Source organism: Chromobacterium fluminis (assembly GCF_011602385.1).
Taxonomy (GTDB): Bacteria; Pseudomonadota; Gammaproteobacteria; order Burkholderiales; family Chromobacteriaceae; genus Chromobacterium; species Chromobacterium fluminis.
Map to the genome: position 1 here is coordinate 1 of NZ_JAAOMA010000048.1, position 14,216 is coordinate 14,216.

The window sequence follows — 14,216 nt, forward strand, 5'->3', positions numbered from 1 at the left end:
CCGGCGGCGTTCTGGCCCCAGAACCTCGATGGAGGATTTGTTAGTGTGAGTCATAAACACAGTCGTATGCCTATCCCTTAGTTTAAGGGGGAAACGGTGTCCTGTGTTTCAGGGGGCTCGTCCAGTGATGCTGGCAATCTTACTTCTTTTTATAGGGACGGCCATTAGCATGCATCAGAAAGACTTTCGCTGGTTATCACGATTTGGTGCGCTTATTGGCTGCGTGGGCATTGTCATTATATCTAGGCCGTACATTCTAGGGGAAAAACCTGCGATTGACGTAAATAAGGAGGTGACCGGGAAAAGCGACCTTGATCCGGAGCACTATAGAATATTGGGCATACCCATTCCAAACTATGTTGATCAATATTTAAGATCAAAAAATGCAGTAGGCTTCTTGGGGCCGATAGTCTGTTTTTTTGGTGCAATCATCAATGCATTTGCAGATTTAATTAATTTGAACTAAAAATCGGCATGCCATTATTTACTTACCATTCTCTATCCAGCCAATGCCTTTTTCCGGGCAGAGAATAATTAACTTCTTATACCACGCCATATCAGGCGTGGACTCACCAAAAGAAAAGCTTCCCTCGCTTACGTAGAAGCATTGATCACCCTTTTTTACTTGGAAGCTTGCATTTTTTAAATCGGAAAATTCATACACCGAAGTCGGCTCCACGCTCATGACTTCAAATTTTTTTAGTTCCAAGCGCTCCCCCCAAAAACTGGGCGGCTGGCTCAAAAAATAGATTGACGTAACTGCGATGGAAATCGCAGCCACAATCAAATTAACAAGCAAGGATTTTTTCATTTCTTAGGGTAGAGTTCTTTTTTAACTGCCCGATTGGATTTTTCGATAACAGCAAGCAATTCGGCAGGGGCTACTGGAAAAGGAATCCACCTAGGATCGTGGGCCAATATATTGACCAGCTCCAAAGCATCAGCGACATTGGACGAGCAGCTATTGCTGAGCAGGCTATATGACGTTCCGTCCGGATGCTTGCGCTTGAACTCCCGATCAACATTTATTCGCCGCTCCAATTCGGTTTTTACAATGTCCTTCTCTCTCGTTGAAACAGAGAGATACACCCCCACATTGTCGCGCCAACGGTTGCCGTTGACATTGATAGTGTCGTTTGCCCTCTGAACAACTCCGCCGTTCAGGTAGGTATTCTTGTCGGTTTTCACATACTCTTCATGCGCCCGGCTATAGACCTGGCCATCAATGACAATGGCGGCATGCCCCCATTGAGACCCCATGCTGCGCATCCTAGAGTCGCTGATGATAACCTCGATTAGCTCCCGTTTTAACAGCACCTTTTTGAGTTCATCATTGGTGGTCGGCGTTGACGTATGTTTTCTTACCAGGAACAGGTCTTTCCCTCCTGGTGACTTGATGGTTTGACTAGCGTTTTCCCCTGCCACGGTCAGCCCTCCAAGAAGATGCTGAGCTCTTCCGACTCAACGGTAGCTTTTGTAAGATGGGTGTGTCCTTCATCGTCGGTGACACCATGCTCGACTTTTCCATCCGCTCTCACAATGGCGTATTGATGATTTGCGAGGGGCAAGCCAGACGACTCGTCCAGAACCTGGAATTTCTCATTGAACATCTGGAGCAAAGCAGCACCAGATGCCGCCAGCGCCATGCCGGCCCCGAGAGCAGGTGAGGCCGAAGCGCTGCTTTCGTAAGATCGGCCTACCTCCGGCATAGTGGAAATCAGCCTTGCACCGCAGCTGACCATGTGACCTTCCAATGCAACCCCTTTGCCGTTCACCGTCCATGATGGATCACATTCGACAATGGTGCAGTTCGTATGTCCCTGTCTCGGACAGCTCACGGCATCCCCAAGCAGGGCCACGGGCTTATCAAAGAGGACGGTGCTTGATGTGGCACTGGTGACGACGCCGCCGTGATCAGTTGGGTCCCCCAGGCGGATAACTCGCTTCATTGGCGGTCCTGCAGACAAGTAAACCGTTAATTTTAGATTGCATGCACTTTCCAAGGTACTGGCCTTTGGTTCAAGCAGCCGTTGCCTTGCTAAGCTTGGGGTTTCGATGAAGGCGCAGAAGAGCCCACTATCACGACAAGTGGGCGGAGGATGGGGCAAGGTTGCAGGAAGACTGGCAAAACGCAGCCAGCCCCCGTTAACTCTTGTTAAATCACTACTTATGTGTGCTTGCTGCCGGCGTACGAAGACTGCTCAGCACTTTCTGGTGGTTTAAGCTCAACTGCTAGGACCCCTCCTTGTAAAACAGCTTGGAGATTTTTGAGCATATCAAAGTGGGCTTCTGCTAACGCTGGGTCCGTAGGGAAGTGGGTTACATTCATTTTCAACTCTTCGTTGCCACTCAGCACACTAAACAGTTTTTGTCTCAGAGCCTGCTGTTCAAACTCACTTTGATCATGCGCCTGGGGTTTATAGATACCACGCTTGATATCTACCGTATCAAATGAGTAACCAAGAGGTTTGCCCATTTCAACGAGGAGAGCGGAAAGCAGGTCTGACCCTCTCTCGGCCCAGTGAGCAATGTCGGTTTCGTATCTTGAGAAACCTTGAGATTGATCTAGCCGAGGCGCGTTATTTAGGTGGTCAAGATAGGTACGCCATGCCTCCCGTATCTTCTTAAATTTCTCACCCTTAAACTCCAAGTCTATGGAGTTGAGCGCTTGTACATGCTGTGGTGAAACCGGTGTAGCTCGTGTCGCCATAAGAGACTTGAAAACTGCGAGCTGGTTGTTCTTCTCCTCTCGCATCATTTCCAAATACTTTTGAGCCTGCACCGCAACTACTGGGCCCAAAAATGTTGCAATGATTATTGCCGCCGCATCCCATCCCATTCGTTGTCCCCGTTCGAGTGCTTCGAGATAAGTTAACCTTACTGCGCAACCGCTTTGACGATTGCATCAAGCAAGGTACTGTCGCCTTCTTGGGCTTGCTTGGCTGCTGCCCTCTTCAGGTTCTCGAGGGTGCGGAAGTTTATGTGGTGACACTCCAACAGCATATTCAAAAGTTCAGCAGCGGACCCTGGGTTCTCTTGTCGCCATGCCATGACGGCATTCTTCGCACGATTGCGACGGCCTCGAGCTGCTGTATATGCCGAAATACCCTCATCGCCCAGGGCCCGTGCCTCTTCAGCAGCTTCATGCTCTTTCCAGAAGCGTTCTACGAGATTCCAGTATTGGATCAAAACCTGATTAGGGCCATTAGTAGTGTCAGTCATTTTACATAAACCTCTATTGGGAAATTTGCCTTTGGAGTTTGCATTGTATCATATGCACGAAAAATGTGAATATATTTTTAAAACTGTATCTTTTGCACTTTTCTGGCCTGGCGTTGTGGGTTTGATAGCACATGTGTGGAGTGACACAACGACTGTTGGAACCAACCGAACCCCTTCCTCAATCTTCCCCCACCGCTACAGTTCCACAATACGGCCTATGAACTCTCCAAACCTCTCCCGCGCCATGAATACCGCCGCCGTGGCCACGTCGCGGGCGGCCTGCTCAATGAGGCTGGAGCTGGTCGACGGCAAAGCCCCGGAATGGGTGCAGTTGCTGCCGGCCGGCACATTCAGGGGCCGCGACGGCCGCGGCCCCTGGTTTGCCGACATCCCCGCCATCCTGGACGCGTTTGCCAGTGATCAGCGCGCTGGCATAGAGCCGGTGTTTGATTACGACCACCAAACAATGCTGGTGCAGCAAACCGGGCAGAAGGCGCCGGCTGCGGGCTGGGTCAAGGAATTACAGGAGCGGAACGAGGAAGTTTGGGGGCGGGTCGAGTGGACCGCCGCCGCCGCCGAACGGATTGAGAAAAAGGAGTGGCGATACTCGTCCCCGGTATTCGATTTCCACCCTAACGGCCGCGTGGTTTTTATTGTCTCGGTCGGCCTCAACAACACCCCCAACCTGTTTTTGCGTGCCCTCAACGCCCTTACACATGGAGTCACCAACGTGGACCTGAACGAATTGCTGGAACCGCTGGGCCTGCCGGCCACCGCGGACAAAACGGCGGTATTGGAAGCGATCAAGGTGCTGAAAGCGTCTGGTACGGACCTTCAGACCGCGCTCAACAGCCTGCGCCAAGCCACCGGCGCCGACGCCACCGCCACGCTGCAAACCGTCGCCAACAGCGTGCTGACCGGGTTTGTGCCCAAAGCCGAGTACGAGCGCGTCGCCAATGCGCTGGCCCAGCAGCAAGCCGGGGCGAAGGACAGCGAAATAGACCAAGTGCTGGACGCGGCCATCCAGGCCGGCAAGATCGCCCCGGCCAGCCGCGGCTATTTCCGCGCCCAGTGCGCGGCCGACATGACGGCGTTCCGCCAGTTCGTCGCCAGTGCTCCGGTTATCGCCGCCGCGGCCGATGCGCAACGCGCCGCCAATGCCAAAGGCGACAACGGCCATCACGGCGGCGACAACTCGCTGATCGCCGACGCCAAAGCCCGCGCTGCACAGAAATAAGGAAATCCCATGGCAACCATCACCGAACAAATCAAGCCGCAAATCCCGCTGCAGGGCGAACCCGGACTGTCCCAGGAAAGCGTTCTCGTCGGCCCGGCCGCGCTGGTCGCCGGCACCCTGCTGGGTGTGGACAAACTGGATGACGAGCTGGCCATCCCCTGGCTCAATGCGGCGGACCCGCTGCCGCCCTTCATTGTCGGCGTGGTGCGGACCCCGCTGCCCGTGGCCGCGGCCGGCATCACCCAGCGGCCGGCTAATATCGTCGCCGGCAACTGCCTGTTAGCGCTTGACACCCTGCCTGTGTTGCGCGATGCAAAAGCCGGCGCCCCGGCCAAATACCGCCAGGCAGTGCGCATGTTGTCCGCGCGCGGCGCCCGGATCGTCGAACGCAGTTAATCCAAGGACACCCAATGATCAATATCGCAGATATCTTGCAAGACCCGGCGTTCAGCGTCGCCAGTCTGACCGAGTCCATCAAATTGCTGCCCAACACCTACAGCAAAGTGGGCAAGAGCGGCATTTTCAAACAGGAGGGCATCAATACCCGCACTGTGGCGTTGGAGTACGCCAACGGCCAGCTGCATTTGCTGGGACCGAAGGAACTAGGCGAACCGGGTAGCCGCACCCAACAGAGGGGCCGCAAAATTCGCACCTTCCTAGTGCCTCATGTGCCGCATGACGACACTATTCTGGCCGGCAATTTGATTGGCAGTCGGGCGATGGGCTCCACCGATCCGGTGCGTGATGTCGCATCAGTCGTCAATGACAAATTGCAGGAGATGAAGGCGCGCCACGACATCACCCATGAATGGATGATGCTGGGGGCGGTTAAGGGCGAGATATTGGATGGTGACGGGAACCTGTTGTACGACCTGTACAAAGAGTTCGAGATTTCCAAAACCACGTTTGAATTCGACCTCAAAAACCCCAAGTTCGACGTAAAACAGCAGTGCATAAGCGTATGCCGCCACATTGAAGAGAACCTGCTGGGCGACACCTACACTCAGCCCATGGCGTGGGTTGATTCGGTGTATTTCGATGCGTTCACCAGCCATCCCAATGTAGAGAAAGCCTTCCTGGGATGGTCGGCGGCGCAGGAGGCTATCGGCGGCGATACCCGCAACGGCTTCAAATTTGGTGGGCTCACATTAGTTGAATACAACGGGACCGTGCCGGACAGCAGCGGCCGGCCGCAGAAACTGATTGAGAAAGGATGCGGTCACGCGCTGCCGCTTGGGACGATGAATTCATTCCGAGCCTATGATGCACCGGGCGATTTTCTCGAAGCGGTCGGCACCAAAGGGGAACCGTACTACGCCAAAATCAAAAATAAGGACTTTGACCGCGGTGTCGATATGCACACCCAATCCAACCGGCTGCCGCTGTGTCTCCGTCCCGGAGTCCTAGCGGAACTGAGGATGAAGGCCATTTAGCAGTAGAGAGACGGCGACCGGCGGCGTGCGCTAACACGTCGCCGGCCAGCTGACCCGCAGAAACCCCTGCAAGCCAGCCCAAGACCGCCACTTTCTGGCCAGAAAGCCGGCCCAGTCTACCGGGTTTCATGAAACTTGCAGCATGAACATCATCTATTCGAAGGAAATTCGCTGCGGCCAATGCGGCCGCAAACTCGCCGAAGGCGCCTACCTCACCCTCAATATCAAATGTCCGCGCTGCCGGACTTTGAATCACTTCCAGGCCAAGAGCCATCCCGATGAGCGCCATGAGCGTCCAGCCACATAAAGGACCACCATGCATGGCCAGCTCCAAAAACCAACCGTCGGCAGCCTCTTTGCCGGCATCGGCGGCTTCGATATCGGATTCGAAAACGCCGGATTCCAAACCGCCTGGCAGGTCGAAATCAACCCCGTCTGCCGCGCCGTCCTCGCCGACCGCTTCCCCCAGGCTCTCCAGTTCAACGATGTCCGCGCCGTCCACGCCGGCCAACTGCCCCGCGTCGACGTCATCGTCGGTGGCTTCCCCTGTCAGGACCTTTCCACCATGGGAAAACGGCAAGGGTTGGCCGGCGAGCGCTCCGGGCTATTCTACGAAGTCGTCCGGCTGGCTCGCGAGCTTCAACCCCGTTGGCTGGTCCTCGAAAACGTCACAGGTTTGCTCTCTTGCAACCATGGCGAGGACTTCCAAACAGTCATTTCGACGCTTGCCGAATGCGGGTATCTGGGATGCTGGCGAGTGCTTAATGCTCAATATTTCGGAGTCCCCACAAAGCGCCGTCGGGTTTTCATTGTCGCCGGTTTTCACGAGCATCCCCCCGTTGAGCTGCTGGTTGACGCCGCGCCAGTGGGAGCTGTACATGGCACGGCGGAAACGGGATACCAGGAGCGACCTTTTGCTACATTACTTGCCGGCTCAGCGGCCGCTCAAATTGATATCGGCGGTGCGAGCCTCGTCGTTGAGTCAAACGGATGGGATCAGATGGTTGAGCGGGCCCGAGCGTCTACGGATCATGGGTTTCTCCTCGGACTGGATGAGGCCAACTTTGCAGAAACTCGGGCTGCCGGAAACGCCGTTGTGCCGCAAGTCGTGGAGTGGGTCGCCAAGCACTTGAGACCCACATTCCAAACTGCTAGGCTCGACTGAAACAAAGATAATCCGGACGGGGGTTAGCTGGGTGCGTTCATGTCGCTGCAAGAATTTTTCCACCGCTACCAGGCGCAATTCTCCGCGCTCAACACCGACGGGTTGGTCGAGTTGTTCGCCGTTCCGTTCACCGCGATTTTTCACGGTGAACTGACCGTCTGGACTGACCGAGACAACCTGAGAGAGACCGTAGCCTGCCTGCTGGCCTGGTATCGCCGCCAGGGTTTTCTGTCCGCAACGCATACTCTGGCCGATGTTCTGCCGATGGGGCCGGATGCGGCCACCGCCGTTGTGGAGTGGACCGTTTCCCATTCCTGCACGGGATTGTGGCGTGATCAAACCGGCTATCATTTGCAGCGTGTTAACGGCGAATGGCGGGTGTACGGTTTGATCCAGTATTGACCGGCAGCCGGCAGCTGCCGAACCCCTTCCTGCCTGTTTCCCTCTGACCATGCCCGCACAATGCGGGCATGACTGCATCCAGCCCCTACATCACCGCGGCAGACCTGGAGGCCCGTTTCGGCCGCGGCTTCCTGCTGAACGCGACCGACCCGACCAATACCGGCGAAATCGACGCGGACAAGGTGGCGCAGGCCATCGCCGACGCCACCAGCCTGATTAATAGCTACGTCGGCAAACGCTATCTGCTGCCGGTGCCCACCGTGCCCGACGCATTGCAGCGCATCGCCGCAGACCTGGTCCGCTATTTCCTGTTCGACAGCCCCAGCGACGACATCGCCAAGCGCCATGACGCGGCCCAACGCTGGCTGCGCGACGTGTCCAGCGGCGTGGTTTCGCTCGGCCTGCCGGAAGCGCTGGCGCCGGCCAGTGCCGTCGGCGCGGTAGTGGTCGACGGCCCGCCGCGGTTGTTCAGCCGCAAAACCATGGAGAACTACTGATGCGCTCCAATCACCCGGAGGAGCGCCCCAATCACCTGGCCATGGGCGCTCACCTGGTGGCGCGGCTGCGCGCCGAAATCAACAGCGTGCGGCAGATTGAACAGCGCGGCGAAATGGACGACTTGGTCAACGGCAATCAAATCTCACCGGCGCTGTACGTGATCTATCAGCGCGACCTGCTGCCGAGTGATAGCCAATCGGCCGACGCGAACAACCTCATTCAGCAATGCTGGCTGGTGGTCACTGTGATGCAGGGCAATCGCGCCGACGCGTTCGACAAAGCCGGCCAGCTGCTGGCCAGGGTGCGCGCCGCGGTGCTGGGATGGACCCCTGATTTTTCCCTCTACGGCGTACTGAAGGCGGCCACGCCGCCGCCAGCGCTGTACGAAAACAGCCACGGCTATTACCCACTGCTGTTCGTCACCGATTTTTACGCATGAGAGGAGTTCACATGGCCGGGCCATCCGCCCCGAAACAAAGCGTGCGCCTGGTCCAGGCCCACAAAAACGCTGGCACCGAGCTGTCCGCCGGCTCGGTGTTGACCGTGTCGGCGTCCACCGCGGACTGGCTGATCCGTCAGGGCATTGCGAAGCCGGACAACGGCCCGGCAACGCCTAAACCGCAAACGCCCAAACCTACGCAGGAGAACGAGCAATGAGTTATGTACCCTATGAAGCGCCGGGCGAAGACAAAAAAACCTTCGCCGTCAACGGACAGTTTTTCTGGTCGATTTATGGCGAGGACAAATTCGAACCGTTCGCCATGGTCGACAAGGCCGAAATCACCATCAGCGAGGAGACCGAGGAGCTGCCGAACGCGTTTACCGGCAACGGCAATTTCGACAAGTTGACCCGCGTGAAATCCCTGGTGATGGATTTCAACGTGCAGCAATTCTCGCCCGGCGTGCTAGCCGAACTGACCCAGGGCGCATTCTCCAGCCGCGAAGCCAAGACGGTTAGCGACGAGGTCCACCTCGCATACAAAGGGGCCGTGATGCGTATTGAGCACGTCGGCGGCAGCGACTACCAGCTCAGCGACGAGACCGGCGCTAAAGCCTACAAGGCCGGCCTCGACTATTTCCCCACCCCGGCCGGGCCGATCCCGCTGCCCGGCGGCGCCATCACCGACGGCAGCAAGGTCAAGCTCAGTTACAAAACCGGCGAGGCCGACGTCATCGAATGGCTGGCCGGCAGCCGCCGCGAACGCTCGCTGATGTTCCAGGGCGTCAACCGGGCCAATAACAAAACGGCCGTGGTGGAATTGTTCCGCGGCAAATTCGGTTTCGCCGACAAGGTGTCGCTGCTCGACAAGGGCTTCCGCTCCAGCGGAGTCAAATTCGAGTGCCTAGAGGACCCGCGCCAGACCGGCGACAAGGTCAGCCGCTGGATACGCGAGACCTACCTCAAATAAGCCTGCGGGCGCGCCGGCCGCGCCCTGGAGACCCCCATGCGTATTCAAAAAACCCTTCACATCGGCGAACACCAGGTCACGGTCCAGGAACTGACCGTCAGCGACATTCGCGGCCTGCTTGTGACGTCCCTGGTCGGCCAGGCCATCGCAGAGGATGGCGACCAGCAAGCCGATCTGATCATGCGCAACGCGCTGCTTGCAGACCTGACCCTGGACGAACTGGCGGCGATGACGAATTTGTCGCCGGCCGGGCTGGACGGTTTTAGCCAGTCAGAGCTGCAGCAACTGGTGGACGCCTGCCGGGACCTGAACCCGCTTTTTTTCGGGATGCGAGCGCGGCTCGCAGCGGCGAGGCAGCAGGCGGAAATGGAGGCCATCGCCGCGATGACGTGGCCCAGCAGCTAGACGAGCTGGAAACCCTGCTGGCCCGCATCATCGGATGCGGGCACCCTAACGCCGCCTGTTACGCCTGGCGTTTTTTCCTGACTGTGATTAACGACCTGATCAAGGGCAGCAAGGCATGAACGCCAAAGTGCTGGAGTATTTGATTCGCGGTAACAGCAACGATTTCGTTGCCGCGGTCGGTTTGGCCAAAACCACCCACCAGCAAGCCATCGAGAACATGGCCGCCGCGGCGCGGCGGCTGGAGCTGTTCGGCCAGGCTCAAGCCGATGCAAAACAGACCGCCAGCGCGTTTTTCAAACTCAAGGCAGAGACGGCGGCCTACCAGGTGGCGCTGGCGGCCGCGCGCGGCCCGCTGGCCGCGTTCCAGGATGGGATGGCGCAGACTCAGACGGCGGCTCAACAGAACGCATCGGCCGTTAAGCAGCAAAAGCTCGAACTGCGCGAGCTGCAGGTCGCGCAGCGGGCCGCAGCCCAAGAATACGCGGCGACACGCAAAGAGGCGCTGGCCGCCGGCGGCAGCGCCGAGCAGTATGCCGGCGAACTGGCACGCACCCGCCGCCAGCTCGACAGCACCACTGTGGCCGTCGAGGCGATGCAGCGCCGCGTCGCCACCTCGGGCAGCGAGTACGCCAACCAGCAGGCGGCGCTGGAGCGTTACCGCGCCGGCCTGGCCAACGCTCAGCGGCCGGTGCAGGAGCTGGAAGCCCAGGTGCGCAAATCGGAGCAAGCGCAGCAGCGCGCCGGCGTGCAAATGCGCAACCAGATCGTTTCTCTGAACGCGATGCGCGACAGCTTGAGCGCAGCCGGCGTCGATACCCGCAATCTGGCCGGCGAGCAGACCGCGCTGAACGGCCGCATGGAGGCCGCCAACAAAGCGCAGCGGCTGGCCGCCGCCGAGCGCACATTGGGCCTGGTGCAGACCCGCCAGGCGACGATGGCCATTGCCGAGCTGGAGCGCGCTTACCGAGTGATGGCCAGCTCCGGCCGCTACAGCAGCCAGCAGCTGGAACAGGCCGCCGAGCAGCTGAAAAAGAAGATTGTCGAACTCCAAAAACAGGCCAGCCAGGGCGTCAATCTGACCCTCAACCAGCCGCCGCCCAGCACCAGCAGCGCCGGCGACATGGTACGGCGCGCCACTGCCGGCATTGGCGCGGCCGCCATCGTGCGCGAGGCCACGCAGCGGACTCTGGAATACGGCACCGCCATTGCCAAGGTAGGCACCCAGATCGACGGCAACCGGCCGCTGATGGCGCAGTTCGACAGCGAAGTGCGCAAGATGGCCAAGTCGATGGGCGTCGACGCCACCGAGTCCGCCAACGCGCTGGCGGACATTTTCGGCTCACGGGATTTTGACCGGCCGGCCGAGGCGATGACGGTGCTGGACAAAGCCACCGTTGCCGCCAAAGGGGGTTTTACGGATGTCGGGACTGCGGTCCAGGTCGGCCTGGGCGTGCTCAATGCCTACGGCAAGGAGGTCAAGGACCTAGAGAGCGTTTACGACGTGCTGTTCCAGACCGTCAAAGACGGCGTGACCACCTTCCCGGCCTTGTCCCTGGGTCTGGGCCAGGTGGTGCCGACGGCGGTAGCCGCCGGCGTGTCGTTCGAGGAGTTGGGCGCGGCACTGGCGGTGTTGACCAAAAATGGCGTGCAGACGCCGCAGGCCATCACTGCTGTCAACGGCGCCATCGTGCAACTGGCGGCGCCGACGCAGTTGGCCAAAGAAAAGCTGAAAGCGCTAGGCATCCAGTGGACCAACCTGGGAGACACCATTCGCCAGATTGCGGAAAAAAACCTCAGTCTGGACGTGATCCGCTCCATCGTGCCCGACATCGAAGGCGCCCGCGGCGTACTGGCGTTGGCATCGAACTACAGCGAGTTCGCCGATGAAATCGAACGCATGGCTGAGGCGGCCGGCGCGGCCAAGGGCGCGTTCGACATTGTTCAAGACAGCGACGCGGCCAAGGTCGCCAAATTCAAAGCTGAACTCAATGACCTGATGCTGGAACTGGGCAAGTTGATTGCCAAGGGCCAGCCGCTGCTGTCCTTCCTGACTGATCTGCTGCGCGGTTTCAACGACCTGCCGGACATCATCAAACAAACCGTGTTGGCTATCGGCGGCTTGGCCGCATCCACCGCCGTTATTAGAACGCTGGGGGGCGTGATGTTGCCACTGCCGGGTTTGCTGGGGAGGTCCGCGGCACAGGCCACGGCAGCCGGCGCGGCCATGCCTGGCGCTGCCAGTGGCATGGCGCTGGTGGCCACAGCCGCCAAGGGCTTAGCCGCAAATCTGGTGCTGCTGACTGTGGCCGGTTTCACTATCTCGCAGCTAATGGAGCTGTATCAGCTCTGGCGCGAGAACCAGGACATCTCCGCCGCCGTCGAGCAGCGCCGCGCCGCCGCGCAGCAGGCGATCAAGGACTACGCGGAAGACGCCAATCTCAAAAGACTGAGCGCGGCCGAGCTTGAGAAGCTGACCGACAAAGAGCGCAGCGAGTACGCCAAGCGCCTGGAAAACGCGCAGCAGTTCTGGCAAAGCAAGGTCACGCTGGAGTCCGAAAAACAATGGGACAGCGCCGACGCGTTCGCCGCGGCGCGCCAGCAGCGCGAGTATGCGGCCGCGCAGGAAGACCTGCAGCGTGCCAAGGTGCTGGTCGCAGAACGCAAAAAATTGGAAGGTCGGTTGTACACGGCCAAGGCGGAATTAGAGGCCAAAGAGAAAGAGAGGAGTAAGAAATTTCAGGAGGACAGCACCCGCTCATTTGAGGCTGCAATATCGACCAAGATCAAGGGTCTGCAGAAGCTGACCGACGAGGAAAAACGCTACGTTGCCAACAGCAACAGCCTGCAGCAGGATCAGACCAATGTAGCGATCGACCTAGCCAAGAGACGGCTGGAGCAGCTCAAATCCACGCTGCAGAAGCAGATCGACGCCGAAAAGAAAACCGCCGACAAGATCAAAGAATTGCGGCAGGAGCAACAGGGCAGCAACAGCGACGTGGCCAGCCGCATGCGCGCGTTGAAACGCCGCGACATGAGCGAGAGCGAGCAGCAGACCGACATCGGCAGCGAGGCCGAGGAAAAGCTCAACGAGAGCCGGCGTGCGCGCAACAACGGCCTGTTCGCCGAGGCCAAGCGGCTGGCCCAGGCGGCGATGAGCCTGGGCGAGCAGATCAAGGACAGCAAGCGCGCCATCGAGTTGGCCGAACAGGCGGCAAATCAGCTCAATCGCTCGCAGGATGCAGAGATCGAGGAGCAGCAAAAGCTGCAACAGAAGCAGCAGGCGGACGCCAAGGCGACAGAAAAACAAGCCGTCGACGCGCAGCAGCAGGTCGACGCGCTGACGCAGAAGCTGGCCGACCTGGTCGGCACGGAAACCAAGCTGAAGGTCGACGCCGACATCGAGGCCGGCAAGACCAAGGTCGCCGAAATCCAAGCCAAGTTGGACGCGCTGAAAGACAAGACCGTCACCGTTACCGTGGTCCAGGCCGGCAATGCCGCTCTGCCCGCGGCCGCCGCCGACGACATCCAGCAAAACGCCGCCGGCGGCCACATCCGCGGGCCGGGCACCGGCACCTCGGACAGCATCCTGTCCTGGTTGTCCGACGGCGAGTTCGTGCTCCGGTCGGCGGCGGTGTCGCACTACGGCGTGGACCTGCTGCACGCGCTCAATCAGATGCGGCTGCCCAAGTTTTCCCAGGGCGGGCTGTCCGGCCGGATGCCGGCCTTGCCGAAGATGCGGCCGCTGACCTCACTACCCAGCCTGCCGCCGCTGGCCGCGCTGCCGGCCCCGCGCACGGCCGAGGCCGCCGCCAAAAATCTGGGATCGCTGGACCTGGTCGCCGGCGGCCGCCGGCTGACCGTCCAGGGCGATCCCGACGCCATGGCCGATTTCAAGCGCGAATTTCTGCGTCTCAACCTGAAAACATCATGATGAACTACGCACCCTCATTGATCATCGGCGGCCGCGTGCTGAGCCTGGAGGCCCGGCTGCAGGCGTTTAGCCAGCAGTATGAGACCCTGGCGGCGCGCAGCATCCTGCGCAGCGCCAGCGGCAGCGCGCACGTCCAGCAACGCTGGAGGCGCATCAAAACCACGCTGTCCGGCTCCGGCTGGGTGCCTGCCGGCCTGGCCGACCTGCCCACCGCCGAGCCGCTGGAACTGCATTGCGCCGCGGCGCGCACGCTGCAGGCGGCCGGGCCGCAGATCGGCCTGCCGGCGTTCCGTACCGACATCCCACCGGTCGGCTATGCATTGCGTCAGGGCTACCGGGTGCCGGTGCAAATCAGCGTGCAAAACGGCATCGCGCAATTCACGCCGCTGACCGGCGCCGATGCCTACGAAGTGGCTTTCTGGCCAGTTTTGAACGTGTTCGCCGAGTACCAGGACAGCGGCGACATGCGCAACCGCAGTTATGCCTGGTCGTTAAGCTGCGAGGAGATATAGCG

At 59.4% G+C, this 14,216-nt stretch carries 20 protein-coding genes; 15 read left to right on the forward strand and 5 right to left on the reverse strand.

Features of this window, described 5'->3' with window-relative positions; genetic code table 11:
* Positions 1-169 precede the first annotated feature (169 nt).
* Complete coding sequence (locus HA052_RS22775) at positions 170-466, forward strand: hypothetical protein (RefSeq protein ID WP_166453727.1); 297 nt, start codon at positions 170-172, stop codon at positions 464-466.
* Positions 467-484: 18 nt separating this feature from the next.
* On the opposite strand, the gene HA052_RS22780 is transcribed toward HA052_RS22775, so the two are convergent.
* From HA052_RS22780 to HA052_RS22800, 5 genes are all read right to left on the reverse strand, one after another.
* Positions 485-811 carry a hypothetical protein gene (locus HA052_RS22780; RefSeq protein ID WP_166453728.1) on the reverse strand — a complete coding sequence of 109 codons (327 nt, stop codon included), beginning with the start codon at positions 809-811 and terminating at the stop codon, positions 485-487.
* Positions 808-1,425 (reverse strand): hypothetical protein, encoded by a 618-nt coding sequence (locus HA052_RS22785; RefSeq protein ID WP_206119016.1) that lies wholly within the window; start codon positions 1,423-1,425, stop codon positions 808-810. Before HA052_RS22785 ends, HA052_RS22780 begins: the two co-directional genes overlap by 4 nt.
* Before the next feature lie 2 nt (positions 1,426-1,427).
* The gene (locus HA052_RS22790) at positions 1,428-1,949 is read right to left on the reverse strand and encodes a PAAR domain-containing protein (RefSeq protein ID WP_166453729.1); all 522 of its coding nucleotides are present in this window, start codon (positions 1,947-1,949) and stop codon (positions 1,428-1,430) included.
* A gap of 218 nt (positions 1,950-2,167) precedes the next feature.
* Complete coding sequence (locus HA052_RS22795; RefSeq protein ID WP_166453730.1) at positions 2,168-2,839, reverse strand: DUF6680 family protein; 672 nt, start codon at positions 2,837-2,839, stop codon at positions 2,168-2,170.
* 38 nt (positions 2,840-2,877) lie between these two features.
* On the reverse strand, positions 2,878-3,222 hold the full coding sequence (locus HA052_RS22800) for a hypothetical protein (protein ID WP_166453731.1): 345 nt from the start codon (positions 3,220-3,222) through the stop codon (positions 2,878-2,880).
* Positions 3,223-3,439: 217 nt separating this feature from the next.
* On the opposite strand from HA052_RS22800, the gene HA052_RS22805 reads away from it, so the two are divergent.
* The 14 genes from HA052_RS22805 to HA052_RS22865 all read left to right on the forward strand — a co-directional run bounded on the left by HA052_RS22805 (position 3,440) and on the right by HA052_RS22865 (position 14,214).
* Complete coding sequence (locus HA052_RS22805) at positions 3,440-4,459, forward strand: phage protease (RefSeq protein WP_240937521.1); 1,020 nt, start codon at positions 3,440-3,442, stop codon at positions 4,457-4,459.
* Positions 4,460-4,468: 9 nt separating this feature from the next.
* Positions 4,469-4,855 (forward strand): hypothetical protein, encoded by a 387-nt coding sequence (locus HA052_RS22810; RefSeq protein WP_166453732.1) that lies wholly within the window; start codon positions 4,469-4,471, stop codon positions 4,853-4,855.
* A gap of 14 nt (positions 4,856-4,869) precedes the next feature.
* Entirely contained in the window at positions 4,870-5,892 is a 1,023-nt protein-coding gene (locus HA052_RS22815; protein ID WP_166453733.1) for a major capsid protein, read from the forward strand.
* 142 nt (positions 5,893-6,034) lie between these two features.
* Complete coding sequence (locus HA052_RS22820; RefSeq protein ID WP_166453734.1) at positions 6,035-6,199, forward strand: Com family DNA-binding transcriptional regulator; 165 nt, start codon at positions 6,035-6,037, stop codon at positions 6,197-6,199.
* Between the two features lie 9 nt (positions 6,200-6,208).
* Positions 6,209-7,057, forward strand: coding sequence for a DNA cytosine methyltransferase (locus HA052_RS22825; protein ID WP_166453735.1), 849 nt, complete (start codon positions 6,209-6,211; stop codon positions 7,055-7,057).
* Between the two features lie 39 nt (positions 7,058-7,096).
* Entirely contained in the window at positions 7,097-7,459 is a 363-nt protein-coding gene (locus HA052_RS22830; protein WP_166453736.1) for a DUF6841 family protein, read from the forward strand.
* Between the two features lie 68 nt (positions 7,460-7,527).
* A complete protein-coding gene (locus tag HA052_RS22835; RefSeq protein WP_166453737.1) occupies positions 7,528-7,956 on the forward strand; it encodes a gp436 family protein in 429 nt (142 codons plus the stop codon).
* Positions 7,956-8,396 (forward strand): phage tail terminator protein, encoded by a 441-nt coding sequence (locus tag HA052_RS22840; protein ID WP_166453738.1) that lies wholly within the window; start codon positions 7,956-7,958, stop codon positions 8,394-8,396. Before HA052_RS22835 ends, HA052_RS22840 begins: the two co-directional genes overlap by 1 nt.
* 11 nt (positions 8,397-8,407) lie before the next feature.
* The gene (locus tag HA052_RS22845; protein WP_166453739.1) at positions 8,408-8,614 is read left to right on the forward strand and encodes a DUF7210 family protein; all 207 of its coding nucleotides are present in this window, start codon (positions 8,408-8,410) and stop codon (positions 8,612-8,614) included.
* On the forward strand, positions 8,611-9,366 hold the full coding sequence (locus HA052_RS22850) for a phage tail tube protein (RefSeq protein ID WP_166453740.1): 756 nt from the start codon (positions 8,611-8,613) through the stop codon (positions 9,364-9,366). The genes HA052_RS22845 and HA052_RS22850 overlap by 4 nt, the downstream gene beginning before the upstream one ends.
* Positions 9,367-9,402: 36 nt before the next feature.
* Positions 9,403-9,771 carry a hypothetical protein gene (locus tag HA052_RS22855; RefSeq protein WP_166453741.1) on the forward strand — a complete coding sequence of 123 codons (369 nt, stop codon included), beginning with the start codon at positions 9,403-9,405 and terminating at the stop codon, positions 9,769-9,771.
* Positions 9,756-9,890, forward strand: coding sequence for a hypothetical protein (locus tag HA052_RS28035; protein WP_277345146.1), 135 nt, complete (start codon positions 9,756-9,758; stop codon positions 9,888-9,890). The genes HA052_RS22855 and HA052_RS28035 overlap by 16 nt, the downstream gene beginning before the upstream one ends.
* A complete protein-coding gene (locus HA052_RS22860) occupies positions 9,887-13,702 on the forward strand; it encodes a phage tail tape measure protein (RefSeq protein WP_166453742.1) in 3,816 nt (1,271 codons plus the stop codon). The genes HA052_RS28035 and HA052_RS22860 overlap by 4 nt, the downstream gene beginning before the upstream one ends.
* Positions 13,699-14,214 carry a hypothetical protein gene (locus HA052_RS22865; RefSeq protein WP_166453743.1) on the forward strand — a complete coding sequence of 172 codons (516 nt, stop codon included), beginning with the start codon at positions 13,699-13,701 and terminating at the stop codon, positions 14,212-14,214. Before HA052_RS22860 ends, HA052_RS22865 begins: the two co-directional genes overlap by 4 nt.
* The last annotated feature ends 2 nt before the right edge of the window (positions 14,215-14,216 follow it).